The organism is Candidatus Oscillochloris fontis, from assembly GCF_004138135.1.
GTDB lineage: Bacteria > Chloroflexota > Chloroflexia > Chloroflexales > Chloroflexaceae > Oscillochloris > Oscillochloris fontis.
On sequence record NZ_RYFD01000026.1, the window covers coordinates 43,364 to 63,789 of the forward strand.

Genomic DNA, 20,426 nt, shown 5'->3' on the forward strand with positions numbered 1-20,426 from the left:
TTGGCAGGCGGGACAGGAATCGAACCTGCAACCTGCGGATTTGGAGGCCGCTGCTCTGCCTAATTGAGCTACCCGCCTTCACACGCGGGATATAATACCATAGACTAGAATACTTTGCAACCGTGATCTCCGGTGGGGGTTCGGGGGCGGCGCATCCGCCCCGAAGATCTTCTTTTGTTGTGTATTGGCGGCTTCGCCGCCAATACACAACAAAAATCAGGGTTTGAGGCGCAACCCCAAGGACTTTGCACATGCGCTGAAAGTGGTACACTACAAGCTACGCAAAAGAAGATTCCATCGCCAGAGCATGCCACAAACTTCGTTCATACCGATCAAAGGCGGCTGACTCCTTCTACCCGACAGATGCGATGAAAGAACTCCTAGCCCATTTACCCTATCAGATCGCTGTCGATCTCCTACACCACGCTGAGGCCATGGTTGGGCGCACCCACCATGATGATGCAATCACGCTCTTTGCCGATGTCTCCGGCTTCACCCCGATGAGCGAGGCGCTCAGCCGTTTTGGCCAGGATGGTACCGAGGATCTTACCGCACTGCTTAACGACTACTTCGCGGTGATGATCGATCTGATTGCGGCCTATGGCGGGGTGGTGGTCTCGTTCGGTGGTGATGCGCTCACGGCGCTCTTTATCATTCCCAGTGGGCAACCAGCCACCAGCTATGTGCAGCGGGCGATTCGTTGTGCGCTCGATATGCAGATGCTGGTTGAACCGTACCATAACATCGAGACCCGTGCTGGTCAGTTTAGCCTCGAGATCAAGATCGGCTTGGCACTTGGCCCAATCCTCTCCACGGTGGTTGGCGATCCCGACGTGCGTTTGCAGAGTATCACCGCCGGCTTCGCGTTAGAACAGGCAGCACAGGCTGAACACCTCGCACAGCGTGGTGATGTGATGATCCATCGTGATCTGCTGGCCTGCGTGCCTGAGCTTGAGGTCGCTCACGACTACGGCGACTATCTCCAGATTGCCGTGATGCCATACCAGCCCGCGTATGCGCCGCTCGCCGCGCTGCCTGAGGTTGCCCCCACCCTGCTCCCAACCCTGAGCACGTTCCTGCATCCCTCACTGGCACGTCGTCTGCTGGATGGCAAGACGGGGTTTATCAATGAACATCGCAGCATTACCGTACTCTTTGTGGGCTTTAGTGGTTTCGACTATGACCACGACCCGGAGGTGGGGAGTAAGCTCCAAAACTATATTGCCCAAGTTGCCCGGATTGTCGAACGCTATGATGGCGATCTGAACAAGATTGATATGGGTGATAAGGGTAGCAAGATGGTGGTGATTTTTGGTGCCCCGGTGGCTCATGAGAATGACACCGAACGCGCCATGCGCTGTGCCTTGGCCCTACGCGATCTGCGGGTAGAACATTTGGGGATCGGGATTGATCCCCATACGCCCCCGCCGACTGGCTTCTCCATCCGCATCGGAATCGCCTCAGGGCTGGTCTATTGCGGGTTGGTTGGATCAGAAGAGCGCCGTGAATATACGGTGATGGGCGACACCGTCAATCTTGCGGTGCGTCTCATGCAGGCCGCCGCTGCTGGTGAGGTGATCGCCGCGAGTGGTAGCCATCGCCCCGTCGCCGACCAATTCCTCTGGACGGCGTTGGATGCGATACCGGTCAAGGGGCGTTCACGCCCGGTGCCGGTCTTCCGCTTGGAACAAGAACAACAACGCGCCAGCCGCCACCAAGAACCAGCCTATAGATTGCCCATGGTGGGGCGCGAGGCCGAGATGCAGGTGGTGGAGAAGAAGATCGATCTGACACGCCGCAACCTTGGGCAGGTGGTTGGTATTTGTGCCGAGGCTGGTATGGGCAAATCCCGCCTCTTGGCCGAGGCCATTCGGATGGCCGCTCGGCGCGGGATGGTGGTGCATAGTGGTGAATGTCTCTCCCATGGTGGCACTATGAGCTACTTGCCCTGGCAGAGCCTCTTGCTCGGCATCTTTGAGATTGACCCCAACTGGTCTAAAGAGGTACAGATTAACCACCTGCGTACCAGGGTGAGTCAGTTTTGCCCCACCATCCTACGCCGCTTGCCGGTCTTGGCGGGGGCGATGAACTTGAGTGTGGAGGAGAGTGAACAGACGCGGGGCTTGGATGTACGGGTGCGCAAGGATGTCCTTGAAACGACGGTCATGGAGTGTCTGCGGGCCATGTCTGCCGATGGGCCGGCCATCCTCCTTGTGATCGAGGATTGTCACTGGATCGATCCGCTCTCCCACGATCTGCTTGAGGTGGTGGCGCGGGGCATTCGTAATCTGCCGATCATGATCCTGCTGGCCTATCGTCCCCCAGATCATGAACATCACCGCCTGCGTGTTGCTCAGTTGCCCCACTTCCATGAGTTGGCGCTGCATGAGTTCAGCCTGCGCGAGACCGAGTGGCTGATTGGGCTGAAGTTCGGCTACCTCTTTGGGGCACGCGGCGTGCTGCCCACGAGTTTTGTCGAGCGTATCACGACCCGCTCGCAGGGCAACCCCTTCTACATTGACCAGATGATCAACTACATCCAGGATCAGGGTATTAGCCCCTTCGATGTCCATGCGCTCTCGATGGTGCGCCTGCCCGATAGCCTGCGCTCACTGATCATTAGCCGTATTGACCGTCTGAGTGAGCAGGAACAGATCACTCTCAAGGTGGCGAGTGTGATCGGGCGCGTCTTTCGCGCCAGTTGGATCTGGGGTATCTACCCGCAGATCGGCCACCCGGTACAGGTGCAGGCTAATCTGGATCGCCTGAGTCGGCTCGATCTGACCCCCATGGAGAAGGCTGAGCCAGAGATGGAATACCTCTTCAAACACATGATCACGCAGGAGGTGGCCTACGAGAGTCTGGCCCATGCCACCCGCACCATGCTCCATGAACAGGTGGGCGACTATATCGAGCGCGAGTTTGCCGATGATGTCGAGCATTATCTCGACATGCTCGCCTACCACTATGGGCGTAGCGAGAATTTGCAACGCCAGCGCCACTACTTCCGCCAAGCCGGGCAGGCGGCCCAGGCTACCTATGCAAATGAGAGCGCCCTCGAATACTATCGTCGGCTGCTCCCGCTCTTGGAGGGTGCCGAACAGGTGCCGATCCTGACCCGGATTGGTGAGGTACTCAAGCTGATCGGGCGCTGGGACGAGGCGATGGTGGCCTTCCAACAGGCTACCGCGATTGCTACTACCACCAACAACCATACCGGGGCGTTGCACTGCCAGAACGCCGCAGCGCAACTGCTGGCAGCACGCGGTGAGTATCAGTCCGCTTTGGTGTTGCTCGAACAGATTATTCCGGCCTGGGAAGAACTGGGTGATCTGGAGGGTCGCTACCACGCCCTACGCATCCTTGGCTCAATCTTGATTGCCAGAGGTGCCTATACCCGTGGGTTGCGCTCCGTCGAACACGCCCACGAACTGGCCGTTCAACTCAACGACGAGACCCTCATCGCCCGCTCCATCAGCGCGATGGGGGTGGTCTATCTCGATATTAGCGACTATGAGATGGCGCTCTACTGTCTCGAACGTAGTACCCAAATGGCCACCCGGCTCGGCGATTGGGATCTCCTGGCCTTCTCGCGTGAGCATATGGCGTCAATCTACCTCAACCAGAGTCAGTTGCTCGAAGCACTCGACATCTTTCAAGAATTGTTGTTGCGGGCAGTTGAAATCGGGGATCGCTGGGCAATGGCGCGGCTGAGCCGGGAGATTGGGCGTGCGCATACGTTGTATGGCGAGATCCATGTCGGGATTGAGTGTTACGCCCGCCAGTTGGTGATCGCACTTGACCTGGGTGAACGGCGTGAATTGGCAATTGGGCTAGGCTACATTGCCCATGCCTACACCCAATTAGATGAATGTCGGCTGGCCGAGCGGGTGAGTGATCTCGCAATCACGCTGTGTGACACGATGAATCTTGTCTATTGGGGTTGCCAGTTCCGCCACGACTACGCCCAACTGCTGATGAGCCAGGGCCGTTTTGCTGAAGCTGAGGCCATGAATAGCGCTGCCTTCGATGAGGCGCGGCGTTTGGGGAGTAATCGGGCGATGCAATTGCAAGCCACGTTGTTGGCCGCCCGCTTGGATGTGCAATTGGGGCAGGTCACTGCACCCAATGTAATTCAAGACCTACGCATGTTGAACGAGGATTGGTATGGGCCATGCGAAGAGGCGGCGATCCACTACACGATCTGGCAGATTGATCCTAGCCAAGTAGTCGATCAGGAAGCTGCCGGGGGCATCTACCAAGCTCTTGCCATCACCCAACCCAGCGCCAGACACCGAGCACGCGCACTAGAATTGGGCAACCCTGTTCTGCCTCCACTCACAGCACTTGCTCCACCACCCAGCCTGATCAGTAACAGCGCCAGCCCGAATCTGAGCAGCCTGATTGATCAGGTGGAACAGATGGAGGGGGAGTAGTTGGGTGTTGTTTGGCGGCGTAGCCGCCAAACAACACCCAACATTGGGGTTTGGGTAGGGGCGCGTCGCGTCGCGCTCCTACGCGATGTTCTGTAACTTTATACGGTGATCAGGTCGCGGAAGATGTTGATGTTTTTGTGGCCAATGCCAGAAATATCAGTGAGCTGATCAACCGAGGCAAATGGCCCCTTCTCTTCGCGGTGGGCGATGATGCGCCGCGCCAGCGACTCGTTGATGCCGGGGAGGTCAATCAGGGTCTGGAGATCGGCGGTGTTGATGTTCACCAGCGCTACCGGCTCGCTCGCCTCGGCCACTGCCTCCTCGACCGCCTCGACGACCGGGGCCGCTGCCTCCTCGACCGCCGCGACGACCGGGGCCGCTGCCTCCTCGACCGCCGCGACGACCGGGGCCGCTGCCTCCTCGACCGCCTCGACAACCGGGGCCGCTGCCTCCTCGACCGCCGCGACGACCGGGGCCGCTGCCTCCTCGACCGCCGCGACGACCGGGGCCGCTGCCTCCTCGACCGCCGCGACGACCGGGGCCGCTGCCTCCTCGACCGCCGCGACGACCGGGGCCGCAGTCGCTGCATTCACGGGGAGGATCTCATCAGCGGGCTTCGGCGGCTCAGGCGGGGCACCCCGATGCACACGGGTCGCAATCCGGCGCGCCGCGCCATTGTTCGCACCACCCGTGGCTGATGTGGTCGTTACCACCGTGGTGTTACGGGTTGGCGGTGGCGGAACGTGGGCATGGGTCGGGCCGGAAGCGGAACTCTGCTCCGCGACCTGGCTCTGCCGCCAGCGCCAAACCGCAAACCCCACGCCCACCGACAAACTAATCCAGAAGATCTTACGTGGCTGCAACATACACAATCCCTCCAGGGTGCAGCGGGTCGTCCGCTGCTAGGCAGTTGTACTCGCCTTCCCAACCAGCGAGCGCAAGAGCGACAAATTCTCTCTATCCTCGTCCATCGCGTCACCTTTGGGCGTCTCGATAATCATCGGGATGCCGGTGAAACGCGGATCGTTGACCAACAGACGGAACGCTTCCAGCCCAATGCAGCCCTGACCAATATGGCTATGGCGGTCTACCCGGCTGCCCAGACCCTTTTGCGAGTCATTCAAGTGGAAACATTTGATACGTTCAATCCCCACGAGGCGATCAAACTCGGCAAAGGTGGCGGTGTAGCTCTCCGCATCGCGGATATCGTACCCAGCGGCGAAGATGTGGCAGGTATCAACACAGACCGCCATACGATCATGGTGGGGCACCAACGCGAAGAGCCGTGCGAGGTGCTCGAAGCGGCAGCCCAACGCACTCCCCTGGCCAGCGGTTGTCTCCAACAAGACCACCGTTTGGCCCCCGATACCCGACTCAAAGATGCGGTTGAGTGCAACCGCCTCGCGTTCCAAACCCACGTCCTCGCCACTACCAGTATGGGCACCGGGGTGCGTCACCAAATAGGGGATACCCAACAGATCACAACGCTCAAGTTCGTGGCTGAAGGCGGCAATGGACTTCTCCCACAGTTCATCGGCGGGGGCAGCCAGATTGATCAGGTAGGAGTCGTGGACAATCACCGGGCCGATCCCGGTACGGGCTTGTTCTGCCTTGAAGGCGGCGACCTCCTCTGGTGGAATGGGCTTCGCATTCCACTGGCGCTCATTCTTACTAAAGATTTGCATGGCCTCACAGGCAACCTGTGTACCACGGGCAAACGCCTTTGAGACGCCGCCAGAGATTGACATATGAGCACCAAAGGGCATACCGCACTCCAGAATAGATGATATCTCATATTATAGCAGATGTAGCGCTGCTACCTATGCGCAGGGTGTGTGCAAACTCACCTCCGGTGGGGGTTCGGGGGCGGTGAAGCCGCCCCCGAAAATCCTTTTTGGTGTTTTTTGGCGGCGAAGCCGCCAAAAAACACCAAAAAGGTAAATTTGAGGCTACGCCCCAAACCCCTACCGGATGTAGCGCCACAATATCTTGATCTTGTGGCGCTACATCCCCGCCCGATCATAACGTCGCCCGGCGCGAGCACCTGGAACTGCTACCGCTGCCAGCACATCGGTGATTACCGCCGCCGGGGTGACACTGCGGATGCGGGCGGCGGGGCTGATGATCATGCGGTGGCCCAGCACCGGCAAGGCCAGGGTCTTCACGTCATCCGGGGTGACATAATCGCGCCCGTGGATGGCCGCCCACGCCTGCGCGGTGCGGTAGAGCGCCAACGAGCCACGCGCACTTGCGCCGAGGTAGACATCCTCGTGGTGGCGCGTGGCTCCCGCGAGGGTGACAATATACTCGCTGATCAGGTCATCCACATAGATCTCTTTGATCGCTGCTTGGAATTGAAGCAGGTCTTCGATCTGGGTGACGGGGTGCAGGTGTTCGAGCGGATGCGCTTGGCGTTGGCGCTTGAGGATGGCGATCTCGTCAATCCGATCCGGGTAGCCCATGTGCAACCGCAGCAAGAAGCGGTCGAGTTGGGCTTCGGGCAGCGGGAAGGTACCCTCATACTCGATGGGGTTCTGCGTAGCCAGCACAATAAAGGGCGCGGGCAAGCCATAGGTCGTCCCATCAACCGTAATCTGGCGCTCCTCCATCGCCTCCAGCATGGCACTCTGGGTCTTGGGGGTCGCACGGTTGATCTCATCGGCGAGCACGATCTGGGCGAAGATCGGGCCGGGGCGAAATTCAAACTCGTGGTTCTGCTGGTTAAAGATCGAGATCCCGGTCACGTCCGAGGGCAAGAGATCGGGCGTGAACTGGATGCGCTTGAAGCTACTTCCAATCGAACGGGCAATACTCTTGGCCAGTACCGTCTTACCGGTACCGGGAACATCCTCAATCAGCAGGTGGCCCCGGCAGAGCAGCGCCACCAGCACCAACTCAACGGCGCTGCGCTTCCCCACCATCACCTGCTCGACGTTCTGGAAGATGCGTTCGGCAAACTCTTTGACGGTATTCAAGCGGTAGCCTCAGTACTAGCGTATGTATCACCCAGAATCACTGCTTGACGCAAAGGCGCGAAGGCGCAAAGATGACGATGATTTCCTCTAAATCCTTTGCGTCTTGGCGTCTCTGCGTCAAAATCATGCTACGAAGCCAGAATCTGGCGCACCAACGCCTCCGGCACATCATCACGCACCTGCACCTGGCCAATCGCACACGGCAAGACCCAGCGGATCTTCTTGGCATGCACCTTCTTATCGCGCATCGTCAGGGCGATGACCGCATCGGAATCATGATTGGGCAGCGCCGTCTTCAGGCCATAAGCGTGAATAAGCGCAGCTTGACGTGCAACCAGATCGGGGTCACACATCCCCAACGCCTGAGCCAGACGCGCCTCAGCGTGCATTCCCACCGCCACCGCCTCACCGTGGAGCATGGCGTAGCGCGAAAGTTGCTCAACTGCATGGCCGATGGTGTGGCCATAATTGAGCGTGATCCGTTCACCCTGCTCGTGCTCATCAATACCCACCACCTCGACCTTGACCGCCACAGCGCGGCGGATAATCGCGGTGAGCCGGGCGGTCAGTTCCGCATCGTGGGCATCCCAGAGGCCACCGGGCTGATCGGCATTCCAGCCGCGTTGCGCCGCCAGCGCTTCGAGATCCGCAAACAGACCCGCATCGCGGATCACCCCATGCTTAATCACCTCGGCCCAACCCTCACGCAGCGAGTGGGGCGGCAAGGTGGCGAGCGTATCGGTATCGGCCAACACCATACGCGGCTGGTGGAACGCGCCGATCATGTTCTTGCCGAGCGGATGGTTAATGCCGGTCTTGCCGCCCACCGCCGCATCCACCATCGCCAGCAGCGTGGTTGGCAACTGCACCACCGCAACCCCGCGCAGAATAGACGCAGCCGCAAACCCGGCCAGATCGCCCACCACACCACCACCGAGCGCCAACACCGTATCACGGCGCTCAACACCACCGGCGATCATCCAGGTATGCAACTCGGAGAGCTGAGCAACATTCTTACTCGCATCACCCGGTGGAACAGGCATCATCTGCACAACAAAACCCGCATCCCGCAAACGCGCCGCGAGGGGCGCAGCATACCAATCCGCCACCGCGCCATCACACACCAACCAGAGCGTCCCGCCCAGGCCCAACGTGCGCAACCGCGCAGGCAGATCGGCCAGGGCACCCGCCGCGACAACGACCGGATAGGAGGTGGTGGAGGTGGTGAGAGTGAGATCAGAGTGCATATTATGATTGTTGACGCCCCAGCCCTAACCGATCATAGAGATCGGGTGGCTTTGGCCCAATATAGAGAAGATCAACCACAGATTCTTCATCGAGAACTTGATACACCAAACGATGCTGACGGGGCAACCAGATACGAAAATAGGTCGGATGCATATCAAGTTCCTTGGCTTTGGTTGGGCGTGGTGTATCGGCCAAGGAACGAATGAGGTGACGTGCAACACTCCGCAAGTCGCCAGGAAGCGACTCGAGTTGGCGCATGAAGCTCCGATCAAATCGCAGACGATAGCTCATGACTCTTGCTCATCCAGATGTGCGGTAAGCAGATCCCATGTTGCGACATCAACCGTTTGCACAGCGCCTGGATCGGCTTGGCGACGGTGTTGCACCTCCTCTACCTGCTGCCAGAGGAAGGCTTCTTCAGCTCGGCGCGCCTTGATAAAGAGCAGAAAGTCGAGTACCTCTTGGGCATCGGATTCATTGAGATCATCAATTTCTTGTTTGAGCATTGTATGTGTGCGTGGTAGTGCCATACATGCCTCCTCATCCCCTTGCCAAGTATCGCCCACCCACATCATACCATGTTGCTTGGTTGTGGGTGGTAGGTAGCGTGCTTCCCAGAAGTTCCCCCTTGACAACCCTCTAGAATAGTGTATACTAGACACCAAGTAAGGGTCAATGACCCTTCTTCTCTCAACATTAAATAGTGTCCTAACAACAATAACTACCAAGAAGGAGCCTCCGATGGAACTCTTCATCATCATCGCCATCAGCAGCCTCTTCGCCCTCGCCATCTTCAGCAGCTTCAACAAGCAGCCGAGCGCCCCGCCGCCCCAGGTGATCTACCTGCGCGCTGACCAGATCGAGGCGTTGTCGGCCCCGCAGCCGCAGAGTGGCTTCGCGTTCTTCATCTTCTGTGCGGTGGTGGTAGCGGCGATCTGGATGTTTTAGAGGGGTTGGATGTGCGCCCCATGCGTCTCCAAGTCTTATGAAGGCTCCGATCATCGCGCCAGAGGGCGCGTCACGACGCGCCCCTACGCATGCCCGAAGGCAGCACCTGCTTCTCGCCGGTCACGATGCACTACCGACGGGCGAGAAGCAGGTGCTACTTTTGGGCGTAACCGAATGCCTATGCGTTGATGACGCAACGGTCAAGCTGATTCGGCCATTCTGAAACCGCGCCTCTACGTCAAAACTAACGCTATGCTTCGAGGTAGGTGCCGATGGTGCGGTATTTCTGGTAGCGCTGTTTGAGCAGTGTACCGATCTCGATCTGGGAGATGATCTCTAGGTGAGATCGAATGCGCTCGCCAAGCATGCGGATCGCCTCTTGAGAGGCTTGGTGTGCGCCACCTTCTGGCTCCGCTACTACCTCGTCAATGATGCGCAGATCGTAGAGATCCTGGGCGGTCAGTTTGAGTGCCCGCGCTGCATCGGCGGCCTTGGCTGAGTCGCGCCAGAGGATTGAGGCGGTTGCTTCGGGTGAGGCCACCGAGTAGATGGTGTTCTCCTGCATGATCAGGCGGTCGGCGACGCTCAGTGCGAGTGCGCCACCACTGCCACCTTCGCCAATCACCGCTGAGATGATCGGTACGCGCAGGTTGGTCATCACCAGGATGCTCTCGGCAATCGCGTTGGCTTGGCCGCGCTCCTCCGACTCCTTCTTGGGGTCGGCGGCGGGGGTGTCCACAAAGCAGATCACCGGGATGGCGAACTTCTCGGCCTGCCGCATGAGGCGTTGGGCCTTGCGGTAGCCCTCTGGGTGGGGCATGCCGAAGTTGCGCTTCACATTCTCGCGGGTGTCGCTGCCCTTCTGGTGGCCAATCACCATCACGGTGCGGGCAGCAAAGGTGGCGAGGCCACCCACAATCGCCGCGTCGTCGCCAAAGCGGCGATCACCGTGCAATTCGGTAAAATCCTCACATAGCGCACCGATATAATCGAGCGTGTGCGGGCGCTGGGGGTGGCGGGCAAGCTGCACGCGATCCCAGGGCGTCAGTTCGTGGGGCTGGGTTTCAGCGTGTTTGGTCGTCTCGTCCATATACTTTCAACGTGATTTGGGGCGGGAACGCTCCGCCCATTGATATGAAGTTACGCCTCCAGGCGGGGGTTCGGGGGAGGCTTCGCCGCATAGGTATTCGGTTAAGCATCCTCTTGCGCCCCGATTGTTGACCGCAGAGGATGCAGAGGAGCGCAGAGGAAAAACTAGATGTCGTACCCACAGGGAGCGTGAAACCCATCCCTTTGCGTACCTCTGTGTCCTCTGCGATTGTTATGCCTGTTATGTACGTCCGTTGACATAGATCTCGGATGATACCATGAATTGCGCTACTGGCTCACGCCGCCCGGCGTAGAGCCGTAAGAGACGCCCTAGGGTGGCGCGCAGTTGGTTGCGTTCGACCACCATATCCACCATGCCATGCTCAAGCATGAACTCGGCGGTCTGGAAGCCTGCTGGTAGCTTTTGGCGCATGATCTGTTCGATCAGCCGCTTGCCCGCAAAGCCGATGTTGGCTCCTGGTTCGGCGATGATCACATCGGCCACCGACGGGTAGGAGGCTGTCACCCCACCATAGCACGGGTCAACCAGCAGCGCAATATGTGGCTGGCCAACCTCGGCTAAGCGGGTGAGCGCCATGGTCACTTTGGCCATCTGCATCAGGGCGATGACGCCTTCTTGTTGGCGTGCGCCGCCTGAGGTGTTGATGGTGAGGAAGGGGATGCCGAGGTCGGCGGCGCGCTCCGCCGCCCGCGACATCTTCTCGCCATAGACGCTGCCCATGGAGGCACCCATGAAGGCAAAGTCGCCTACCGCCAACGCCAAGCGCTGGCCGCCAATCATCCCCATGCCAGAGATGACCGCATCGGGCATGCCGGTACGCTGCTGGGATTTGACCAACTTGTCGGCGTAGCTCTCATCGAGCGACACAAAGCCAAGCGGATCGGTGGGCCGCAGATGGGCGTCCGTCTCGCTGAAGGAGTCGGCATCCAGTAGGTCGAGCCACTCCTGCGCACTCATGCGCATGTGATGGCCACACTTGGGACACACCTTGAGGTTGTCGTTCAGTTCCTTTTTGTAGACGAGATCGCGGCATGCTGCGCACTTCACCCACATATCGTCGGGAACCGGGCTACCCTCAGGTTGCTCGCCCGTGGTGAAGCTGGTCTTTCGTCGCCGGAAAAACTCTTTCACCGTGCCTCGCTTTTTCGATAGACCGCTAGCACGCTAGGGCTATACGGTATCATTGTTGTTTTTATCACGAAGTAGGGGTATCGCCACATTATAGCACTTCTGGCGCTGCGGCTGCGCAATCCACCTGGGCATGCTCGGCCACCCCATCCAGCAGATAGGCGATCACATCAGCGACGCGATACTGGCTACGTCCATTAAGGAAGGCCGCAATCTGGCGCAGGTCATCGCCACTAGTGATCAGGGGCGGTTCCACTAGCCCGTTGGCTTGCAGTTGCGCCAGCCCGACATTGGCCATGAGGGCGTTGCACAGGCACTTGCGGCCTGCGGTCTCTTCTACTTTACCGCCCTTAGATACATACCCATCCACAGGTGCAGCCGGGCAGCGGAAGCGAACCTGACCATCCGCATAGTAGGCACTGCGCAGATAGCCTAGGTCGCAGATGCGGGCGCGTTGCTCCCAATCGGCGGGGTTGGCGTCCCAATCCACCACCTTAAAAGGGAACCCGGTGGGCGAGGCACGCGGATCGGTCTTGACATCCACCGCATCGCGTATGGCGGCGGCCAGGATGGAGGACTTGAAATCGGGCGCATGACCGGCCTCATCGCAGAAGGCGAAGAGCGTACCGACCTGAATCCCCGCCGCACCGGCTTCGAGCGCTTGGCGCAGTCCTTCGGGGCTACCCATACCGCCCGCCAACCAGAACGGCAAGCCCAACTCGGCAATCTTGGCCAGATCAACCGCATCACGCGGGCCATAGATCGGCTCACCACGCGCATTGAGTTGGGTCGCGCCACGCGGTGGGGCGTTGTGGCCACCAGCGGTCGGCCCTTCAATAATGAAGCCATCAATCCGCCCGCTCGACTTCCGCGCCATCATCGTGGCCAGCGAGTTACTCGCAATGATCGGCAGGAACAAGGGGCGGCCTAGTGGCGCGGGAAGATTGGCCCAGTGCTGGGTTGGATCAAAAGCGATCTGGCAGATCTCAGGGTTAGGCGCACCCTCGACATCAAAGGCGGCCACTGCCGGGCGATGTTCAGCCAAGGCGTCCAGTGCTGCCGGGAACTCACGCGGGATGCCCGCACCCATCAGTACCGCATCCACACCGGCCAGCATTGCGCCATAGAGCGTGGCCAAGTTGGGAAGCTGGATCTTGGTCAGCAGGTTCATTCCCACCAACCCACGATGGCCCTCACGCGCCAAATAGACCTCAACAAAACCGGCCAGCATCAACAACTGCTCACGTTCCAGCCCCAATTGGGCGTGGTAGAGCGGCAGAAGTGTATAGGGTGTGCCAGCAGCGCGGCCTGCGGGCTTGTAGTAGCGATCAAGAATCCGCTCAGCCACTTCAGGCAGCGGGAAACGCGCCATCGCCCGCCGCATATGCCCATCGGGGTCACCATCCTGAAGGCGACGCACCAGAATCGTATCGAGTGCCGTCCCCGACACCACACCGAGTTGGCCCTGCTGCGCGACGGCATTCGCCAAACGCCAATCGGAGACACCGGCCCCCATGCCGCCCTGGATAATCATGGGAAGAATGACAGACTGCACAGGCATGCTGCTACTTTCTAGGTAGGAGTATGGGAGAGAGACGTGTTGAAAACCAAGGGAAACGGATCACACGCCAGGTAGTGCGGGTGTCAGCATGGGACACCGCAGCAGGGAGCGGGGCAAACTGCCGGGGAGGTATGCGCAACAACGAACAGCTCCTCAAGCGTACAGACGTGGTATCGCGTGTATAGCCTACCGATTCTGCGCATTGCTCGCAAGTGTCGCAAGACACATTAGAGGGGGATGTCGCGAGTCACAGATAATTCCGGAAGCGCAGTAGGGGCGAAGCATCGCCCGCCATGAATCCTCTACCTGGGTGGGTTGCCCGCAGGCGATGCTTCGCCCCGGCGGGTTCCATCGCCCGCCATGAATCCTCTACCTGGGTGGGTTGCCCGCAGGCGATGCTTCGCCCCGGCGGGCGCGTCGCGGGATGGCGGTGGCTGACCCATGGGCCATTGGGTACTCAGGGTGGCGAGGCTCTTTACCCCACGGATGAACAATTACCGCTACACGTAACTGTTCACAGTTCTCCTAGCCTCGTAACTGTTCACACTTCTCCTAGCCTTCAGGTTTTGACGCAAAGACGCCAAGGCGCAAAGCCTGCAACAACCCTTTGCGTCTTCGCGCCTTTGCGTCAATCAGAAGCTTCCTTTACCCCAAGTGTGAATAGTTACCTAGCCTTCAGGTTTTGACGCAAAGACGCCAAGGCGCAAAGCCTGCAACAACCCTTTGCGTCTTCGCGCCTTTGCGTCAATCAGAAGCTTCCTTTACCCCAAGTGTGAATAGTTACCTAGCCTCCAGGTTTTGACGCAAAGACGCAGAGGCGCAAAGCCTGCAACAAAACCTTCGCGCCTTCGCGCCTTTGCGTCAATACGAGATTTCTTTTACCCCAAGTGTGAACAGTTACCGCCACATTCCAACTTGCCAAGCATGGCAGTGGGTGGTATCATCCGCTCTGCCCTGTCTGTCCGTGCGGCGGGTGCGTGTTTTGAGCCAACACGGTTTCGATGGGAGCTTTGCTCTTATGAGTTGAGCCAATGCGGCGGGCCGCAGAAGCTCACAGGCAGGCACCCCCCTGCACCAGCAGGTTCGAAACTGGCTCGTCCACGACAGATCAGGGCACCTCACATGATCTACCTCCTCCATGGCCCCGATGAATATCAGCGTAGCCAGGCGTTGCTACGCATGCGCGCTGCAATTCCGGCAGATGTGGCCGATCTCAATATTACCTACCTTGATGGGCGTAAACTAAAGCTGGATACGCTGGCGGCGGCCTGCGAAGCCTTCCCATTTCTGGCCGATATGCGGCTGGTGATTGTGAGTGATGCGCTCAAACAGACGAAGGCCGGCAAGGAGCGCGAGGATCTGCGTGCCTACTTGGATCGCGTACCCGCAACCTCCGATCTGGTCTTTGTGGAGAATGATGAGGTAGACCGGCGCAGTATTCTCTTCACTTACATCAAGAAGGTGGGCAGTGTCCTTGAGTTTACCCCCCTGCAAGGGAGCGACTTGAACCGCTGGGTACACGAGCAGGCTAAGGTGTTCGACGTGACGCTTGAGCCTGCGGCGGCGCAGCGCTTGATCGAGTTTGTGGGCGGGGAGAGCCGGGCGATTATTAATGAGTTGGGCAAACTGGCCAGTTATGTGGGGCGCGGCGGGCGGATTAGGCCAGCCGAGATCGATCTGTTGGTGGCTGATGGCCAGGAGCAGAATCTCTTCAGCTTTATTGACGACCTGAGCGCTCGCCGCTTGGGGGCGGCGCTGCGTGGGGCGCGTATGCTGCTCGAAGATGGCCAAGCTCCGACCTACATTCTGTTTATGTTGGCGCGCCAGATCCGTATTCTGCTGGGGGTGCGCGAGTTGGTCGCCCGCCGTATGCGTGCTGATGAGATCGCCGCTGAGTTGGGGCAACGCCCGTTTGTGGTTAAGAAGGCAATCGAGCAGGTGCGCAGTTTTGAGGCCGCGACGTTGGATCGTCTGCATGATCGGCTCTTGGAATTGGATCTGGCCACTAAGACCGGGCGTATTCAGGCGGATGTGGCGCTGGAGCTTTTTGTGAGTGAAGCGTGTCGGTGACGTTCAAAGCAATGGGCTTTGATGTGCTGCTCCCAGATTTTTCAACGCTACCTTGTCAAGCACCTGAGTGCGTCACATCCTTCACCTAAAGGGTCGCTACACCACCGCTGCTCTGCTATAACCAGAGCAGCGGTGGTTTTCTTGTAGCCTTTGGGGGTGGTGCGATGTTGACGCTTCGACGCCCGTTGCTTATGCTCACGCTGGCCCTCGGATTGGGCTTGGTGGCGGATATGTTTTTCTATGCGCGGCGCTTGGATGGTGTGGCGACCCCGATCTTCGCCATGCTGGTGCTGCTCGCCCTTGCGGGGATGAGTTGGCTTGAACAACGCCCCGCTGGCCCCAATCGCTGGCTGATCCTGCTGGTGTTCAATTTCTCCCTCTGGCCTATGCTGCGTACCGAGCCGCTGTTGGTCTTTCTCGATCTGCTCGCCTTAGCCGGGGTCTGGGTGGTGCTGGCGGCGAGTTTTCGGAGTGATGCGCTCTATCTCTTGCCGTTGCAGCGGGTGGTACAGCGGGTGGTGGCGACGCTCTTTGATCTGATTTTGGCTCCGCTCTCGCTTGTGGCGCACCATGTGGCCCAGATCTCCTGGCCGGGCCTGCGTTTGCAGCGCATCTTCGCGCTGCTGCGCGGCTTGTTGTTTGCGCTGCCGGTGTTGCTTGTCTTTGCGGCGCTGTTGAGTTCTGCCGATCAGATCTTTGCGACCTATCTCACCCAGATCCTGACTCTCCAATTGCCCTTTCCGCCGGAGGTGTTCTTCAAGCATACCTTCTTGCTGCTCTTGGTTGCCTGTCTGGTGGCTGGTCTCATCATTACCGCGCTTGCTGATGGTATGCTGGCAACGCCAACCCTCCCGGCTGAGGGCGATACCGAGCGCCTTGATCGCGCTGGCCTGATGCAGTTGCGCTTTTTGGGCAGTACCGAGGCACTGACGATGCTCTTTCTGGTCAATCTGCTCTTTGCGGTCTTTATGCTGGTGCAGGCGGCCTATCTGTTTGGGGGCCTGGATACGCTGGCGCAGAGTGGCCTGACCTATGCTGAATATGCGCGGCGCGGTTTCTTTGAGTTGTTGCTGGTTGCCTTCCTGACCTTGGGTATGCTCTGTCTCTTGGCTGTCATTACCCGTGATGAGTCGCCTTTACGCCGCACGCTCTTCCGCTTGGCGAATGTGCTGCTGGTGCTGCTGGTGTTGGGCATTCTGGCTTCGGCCTTCCAGCGTATGTGGCTCTATGAGTTGGCGTATGGGTTTACCCGCCTGCGTCTCTACACCCACAGCTTCATGATCTTGTTGGCGGTGATCTTTCTGCTCTTTAGTGTTGCGCTGGTGCTGATCCGCCCGCGTATCTTTGTCCTCGGTACGGTTGCGGTGATGCTGCTCTACCTGACGATGCTCAATGTGGTTAGCCCCGATGCCATGATTGTGCGCGAGAATGTCGCCCGCTACCGTTCCTCGCCGTATATGCAGACGACGTGTGGGTATTGTTCGCCCTTGCCGATGGAGACGACGTGTGGGGGGTGTTCGTTGGCTCCGCACCCTTCGCCGATGTTGGATCTGGACTACTTGCTCTCGCTCTCGCCCGATGCGATACCGGCATTGGTGCAGGCGTCGTCAACCTTTCCTGCCTATGAACAGGAGCAGTTGGCCCAAGAACTGGCGGAGTATGAGCAGCGTTTGGAGGTGGAGTATCGTGTGGCGGGTTGGCAGGGCTGGAATATTGGTCGTCTGCGGGCGTTGATGGCGCTTCAGGCGCTCGATCTTGCGCCCTAGGTGGGTGTAGCGCATAATAGCCGCGCTGCTCTTCTGCCAATGGTAATTGTTCTCAGTTTCTCTAGCATCTCGATTTGACGCCAAGACGCCAAGGCGCAAAGCCTTCAATAAAACCTTTGCGTCTTTGCATCTTTGCGTCAACATGAGCTTTCTGCTTACCCCAAGTGTGAACAGTTACTACCATCATAGGATCGCCTATGCGCACCGCTCTGCGCGGCCTCCAGATCATCCTGGCGCTGCTCTTGCTGGCCTACCTGCTCTATTTCGCCGATCATGCTCGGCTCTTGTTCGGCTTCGCCTTCCCGCTTGATTATGGCGAGGGGCCGCTGTTGGCTCAGGTGGAACGTCTGCGCACGGGGGTGCCGATCTGGCACCTCTATGCCGATCCGAGTCTCCCACCCTTCCTCATTATTAACTATCCGCCGCTCTACCTCTTGCTGGCGACGGCGCTCTCCTACCTCACCGGCTCGGTGTTGCTGGCGGGGCGGCTGATCTCGCTCTTCGCCGCGCTGGCGGCGGTGCTGGCGCTGGCGCGGCTGGCCCGCCCGACGCCCGCCTCCACCCAACGTGAGGCAGCGCTGCTGGCGCTGGGCCTGAGTCTGCTGTTGCTGTGTGTGCCGGTGATCCGTGAGTGGGCCGCGCTGATGCGTGTGGATATGCTCGGCCTCGCATTGGGGCTGTGGGCGGTGGTGGCGCTCGGTTCGCCCGCTGCCCCGCGTCGCCCATTGCTGGCGGGGTTCTTGCTGCTGGCCAGCCTCTTCACCAAGCCCTCGTTGCTGGCCGCGCCCGTGGCGGTGCTGGGCTGGCTGCTCTGGGATCTTCTGCGTAGACGTGGGCAGTCTTGGCGCTCGTTACTCGTAACTGTTCACACTTCTCCTAGCCTCCAGGTCTTGACGCCAAGACGCAAAGGCGCAAAGTCTGCAACAAAACCTTTGCGTCTTGGCGCCTTTGCGTCAATCAGAAGCTTTCTTTCCTCCAAGTGTGAACAGTTACCGTTACTCCTCGTTCTGGCTCCGCTGCTGCTCGGCGGGAGCCTGCTCTTTGGGCTGTTGCAGTGGGCCAGTGGCGGTTGGTTCGCGCTGCATGTGGTGGCCGCGAATGCCAATCAGTGGCAACCCGATCTTGCCTGGGGGTTCTGGCAACAGCAGATGCGCCTGCGCTGGCCGTTGGGGCTGGCGGCGCTTGTGCTGCTGCTCTTTTCCCCGGCGCTGCGCACCTCGCCCGCGCCGCTGCTCTACTGCCTGGGGGCGTTGGTGAGCGCGGTGGGGGTGGGTAAGGTCGGCGCGTATAGTAACTACTTCTTCGAGCTGTATGCCGGGCTGATCTGGATCGTTGCCCGTGGCCTAGTTGCGGCGCACCTCGTATCTGGGAGTGAGGGCGTCCCGCATAGGCATTCGGTTGCTCCCTGGTTGTTGACCGCAGAGGACGCAGAGGAACGCAGAGGAAGAACCAGAGGTATATTGTGCTTTGTACCCACAGGTATCGCGAAACTCATACCTCTGCGTACCTCTGTGTCCTCTGCGGTTGATATGCTTTACCACCAACGAGGTGGAGGGGCTTCATCACGACGAAGCCCCTCCTTACCCGAACGCCAATGGGGCGTCCCGCCACGAGGGCACGATGCCCTCGCTCCCAGGCGCTTTTTGGCCCCGGCCACCTACCTGTTGCTCATCCTCGCCTTGCTCTACTACCCCCCGCTCTGGGACCCGCTCCTGCCGCGTCCGGCGGGGCTACTCAACCCTAGCCCGCCGCGTCTGATTGTGGGGCGCTACGGGTTGTGGGACGATGCGCGCCGCGAGGCCGATCTGCTGGCCGCGTTTGCGCGGGTGGATGCGGCCTTGGGGGTCGAGGTGCGCCTAGCAGGCCAGATCTTTACCGATATGCCGGGCATGGCGGCAGCCTTCGGGGTCGAATCGCGGATGCAGGTCTTTGAGACGCGCCAGTTGCTCGATCAGGGCTTGGCCGACCAGTCGCCGCTCCTCGCCGAACTGGCCGCTGGCCGCCCGCCACTGGCGCTGATAGACTACTTGGGGAACTGGCTCACCCCGCAGATCGTGGATCTGTTGCGCCACCGCTACGCCCAGGATGGTTCGCGGGGCACCTTCGATCTCTACCGCCCGGTGGATGCCGGGCCGCTCCAAGCGCTCGATCCGCCCGTTCTGCTGGCCGATCTGCGCTTGCTACGCTATGCGCTGGCTGCGCCACTGAGTGCCGCCTATGAGCCGGGCGAGTTGCTGGTGCTCAATCTGGCCTGGGAACGCGGGGCAGCAACACCCTCCGCCGATCTGCCGGTGCGGCTCATTCTCACCACGCCCGACGGAACGCCGCTGCTAGAGAGTAGTTTGCCGCTGCTCTACGCGGCCTTCCCGCCCGCGCAGTGGCCCTCCGGCGTGGAGGTGCAGCACCTTCAGACGCTCGCGCTGCCCCCCGAACTGCCGCCGGGGCGTTACGGGTTGGCGCTGGCGCTGGGGAACGATCCGCCGCTGGCGCTGACCACGTTGGAGGTGCAGTCGGCGGGCGGGCACTACTTCGAGGCCACCGACTATTTTGTGCCTGCGCCGATGATGCAGGCGTGGGCCGAGTTGGGCGCGTTGGAGCGGCTGGGCTTGCCGCTCACTCCGGCGGTGCCGTTTGCCTGGGGGCGTTTGCAGTGTTTCGAGTTGGGCTGTTTAGAGTGGCGAGCAGGCACGATCAGCCTGCGCCCATTGGGGCAGCAGCTCTACCTCGGCGAGACGATGCGCGCCACGGGCTGCCCCGCCGCCAGTATGGATGACGGGATCTGCACGGGGTTTGCCGGGTTGGTCGAGCAGCACGGGGCCAGCCTGGGGGCGGGGGTCAGTGGGGAGTTCGAGCGCTACGGTTGGACGGTGCAGTGGAGTGAGTATGCGCGCCTGGAACGCTGGGAGGCGCGCAACGCCCAGGGGTTAGGCCGCTTAGGCGAGGAGAGCCTGCGCCTCGCGCCGGGGATTCGCTATCGCTGGCCAGTGGGTGGGGAGGAGTAGATCCACGGGATGGCCCGATTTTTCACCGCCGAGGACGCCGAGGGGCGCGTCGCGACGCGCCCACGGGGGAGCGATAATCGCGGGGGGCGCAGAAGAAAAAGAGTGTTGAAGGCTATGCTTATGCATGATTATTTGGATTATCCGTAAGCAAACCCTCGGCATGAGCCGCCGTTAGCAAATC

At 59.9% G+C, this 20,426-nt stretch carries 15 protein-coding genes, 1 tRNA gene and 1 other RNA gene; 7 read left to right on the top strand and 10 right to left on the bottom strand.

Translation table 11 applies throughout. The annotated features are described in order from the left end of the window. Nucleotide 1: 1 nt before the first annotated feature. Nucleotides 2-78: transfer RNA gene (locus EKD03_RS11125), tRNA-Trp, on the bottom strand. Nucleotides 79-368: 290 nt separating this feature from the next. Here EKD03_RS11125 and EKD03_RS11130 point away from each other — a divergent pair. Next, entirely contained in the window at nt 369-4,436 is a 4,068-nt protein-coding gene (locus tag EKD03_RS11130) for an adenylate/guanylate cyclase domain-containing protein (protein WP_129630567.1), read from the top strand. A gap of 98 nt (nt 4,437-4,534) precedes the next feature. Here EKD03_RS11130 and EKD03_RS19095 read toward each other — a convergent pair whose 3' ends face one another. Beyond that, the gene (locus EKD03_RS19095; protein WP_420808798.1) at nt 4,535-4,720 is read right to left on the bottom strand and encodes a ComEA family DNA-binding protein; all 186 of its coding nucleotides are present in this window, start codon (nt 4,718-4,720) and stop codon (nt 4,535-4,537) included. On the opposite strand from EKD03_RS19095, the gene EKD03_RS19100 reads away from it, so the two are divergent. Further along, the gene (locus EKD03_RS19100) at nt 4,637-5,134 is read left to right on the top strand and encodes a hypothetical protein (protein ID WP_420808799.1); all 498 of its coding nucleotides are present in this window, start codon (nt 4,637-4,639) and stop codon (nt 5,132-5,134) included. The genes EKD03_RS19095 and EKD03_RS19100 overlap by 84 nt on opposite strands. Nucleotides 5,135-5,338: 204 nt before the next feature. Here EKD03_RS19100 and EKD03_RS11140 read toward each other — a convergent pair whose 3' ends face one another. The 5 genes from EKD03_RS11140 to EKD03_RS11160 all read right to left on the bottom strand — a co-directional run bounded on the left by EKD03_RS11140 (nt 5,339) and on the right by EKD03_RS11160 (nt 9,189). Further along, complete coding sequence (locus EKD03_RS11140; RefSeq protein WP_129630569.1) at nt 5,339-6,202, bottom strand: deoxyribonuclease IV; 864 nt, start codon at nt 6,200-6,202, stop codon at nt 5,339-5,341. Nucleotides 6,203-6,439: 237 nt separating this feature from the next. Beyond that, nucleotides 6,440-7,411: an AAA family ATPase gene (locus tag EKD03_RS11145; RefSeq protein WP_174842859.1), complete on the bottom strand. Its 972-nt coding sequence runs from the start codon at nt 7,409-7,411 to the stop codon at nt 6,440-6,442. Nucleotides 7,412-7,539: 128 nt separating this feature from the next. Next, the gene (gene aroB, locus EKD03_RS11150; protein WP_129630571.1) at nt 7,540-8,658 is read right to left on the bottom strand and encodes a 3-dehydroquinate synthase; all 1,119 of its coding nucleotides are present in this window, start codon (nt 8,656-8,658) and stop codon (nt 7,540-7,542) included. Nucleotide 8,659: 1 nt separating this feature from the next. Continuing rightward, on the bottom strand, nt 8,660-8,950 hold the full coding sequence (locus EKD03_RS11155) for a type II toxin-antitoxin system RelE family toxin (RefSeq protein ID WP_044199362.1): 291 nt from the start codon (nt 8,948-8,950) through the stop codon (nt 8,660-8,662). Further along, complete coding sequence (locus EKD03_RS11160; protein ID WP_129630573.1) at nt 8,947-9,189, bottom strand: hypothetical protein; 243 nt, start codon at nt 9,187-9,189, stop codon at nt 8,947-8,949. Before EKD03_RS11160 ends, EKD03_RS11155 begins: the two co-directional genes overlap by 4 nt. Before the next feature lie 211 nt (nt 9,190-9,400). On the opposite strand from EKD03_RS11160, the gene EKD03_RS11165 reads away from it, so the two are divergent. After that, the gene (locus EKD03_RS11165) at nt 9,401-9,607 is read left to right on the top strand and encodes a hypothetical protein (RefSeq protein ID WP_129630575.1); all 207 of its coding nucleotides are present in this window, start codon (nt 9,401-9,403) and stop codon (nt 9,605-9,607) included. Between the two features lie 250 nt (nt 9,608-9,857). On the opposite strand, the gene EKD03_RS11170 is transcribed toward EKD03_RS11165, so the two are convergent. The 3 genes from EKD03_RS11170 to EKD03_RS11180 form a co-directional block, all read right to left on the bottom strand. Beyond that, nucleotides 9,858-10,697: an acetyl-CoA carboxylase carboxyltransferase subunit alpha gene (locus EKD03_RS11170; RefSeq protein WP_129630577.1), complete on the bottom strand. Its 840-nt coding sequence runs from the start codon at nt 10,695-10,697 to the stop codon at nt 9,858-9,860. 240 nt (nt 10,698-10,937) lie between these two features. Then, nucleotides 10,938-11,849: an acetyl-CoA carboxylase, carboxyltransferase subunit beta gene (accD, locus tag EKD03_RS11175; protein ID WP_129630579.1), complete on the bottom strand. Its 912-nt coding sequence runs from the start codon at nt 11,847-11,849 to the stop codon at nt 10,938-10,940. Between the two features lie 88 nt (nt 11,850-11,937). After that, entirely contained in the window at nt 11,938-13,407 is a 1,470-nt protein-coding gene (locus tag EKD03_RS11180) for a nitronate monooxygenase (RefSeq protein ID WP_238613493.1), read from the bottom strand. A gap of 948 nt (nt 13,408-14,355) precedes the next feature. On the opposite strand from EKD03_RS11180, the gene ssrS reads away from it, so the two are divergent. From ssrS to EKD03_RS18830, 4 genes are all read left to right on the top strand, one after another. After that, a non-coding RNA gene (ssrS, locus tag EKD03_RS11185) (6S RNA) lies at nt 14,356-14,526 on the top strand. A 3-nt stretch (nt 14,527-14,529) separates the two neighbouring features. Continuing rightward, the gene (holA, locus tag EKD03_RS11190; RefSeq protein WP_129630581.1) at nt 14,530-15,477 is read left to right on the top strand and encodes a DNA polymerase III subunit delta; all 948 of its coding nucleotides are present in this window, start codon (nt 14,530-14,532) and stop codon (nt 15,475-15,477) included. Between the two features lie 164 nt (nt 15,478-15,641). After that, on the top strand, nt 15,642-17,243 hold the full coding sequence (locus EKD03_RS11195; protein WP_129630583.1) for a DUF4153 domain-containing protein: 1,602 nt from the start codon (nt 15,642-15,644) through the stop codon (nt 17,241-17,243). A gap of 197 nt (nt 17,244-17,440) precedes the next feature. Then, nucleotides 17,441-20,245 carry a hypothetical protein gene (locus tag EKD03_RS18830; RefSeq protein WP_238613494.1) on the top strand — a complete coding sequence of 935 codons (2,805 nt, stop codon included), beginning with the start codon at nt 17,441-17,443 and terminating at the stop codon, nt 20,243-20,245. Nucleotides 20,246-20,426: the final 181 nt, after the last annotated feature.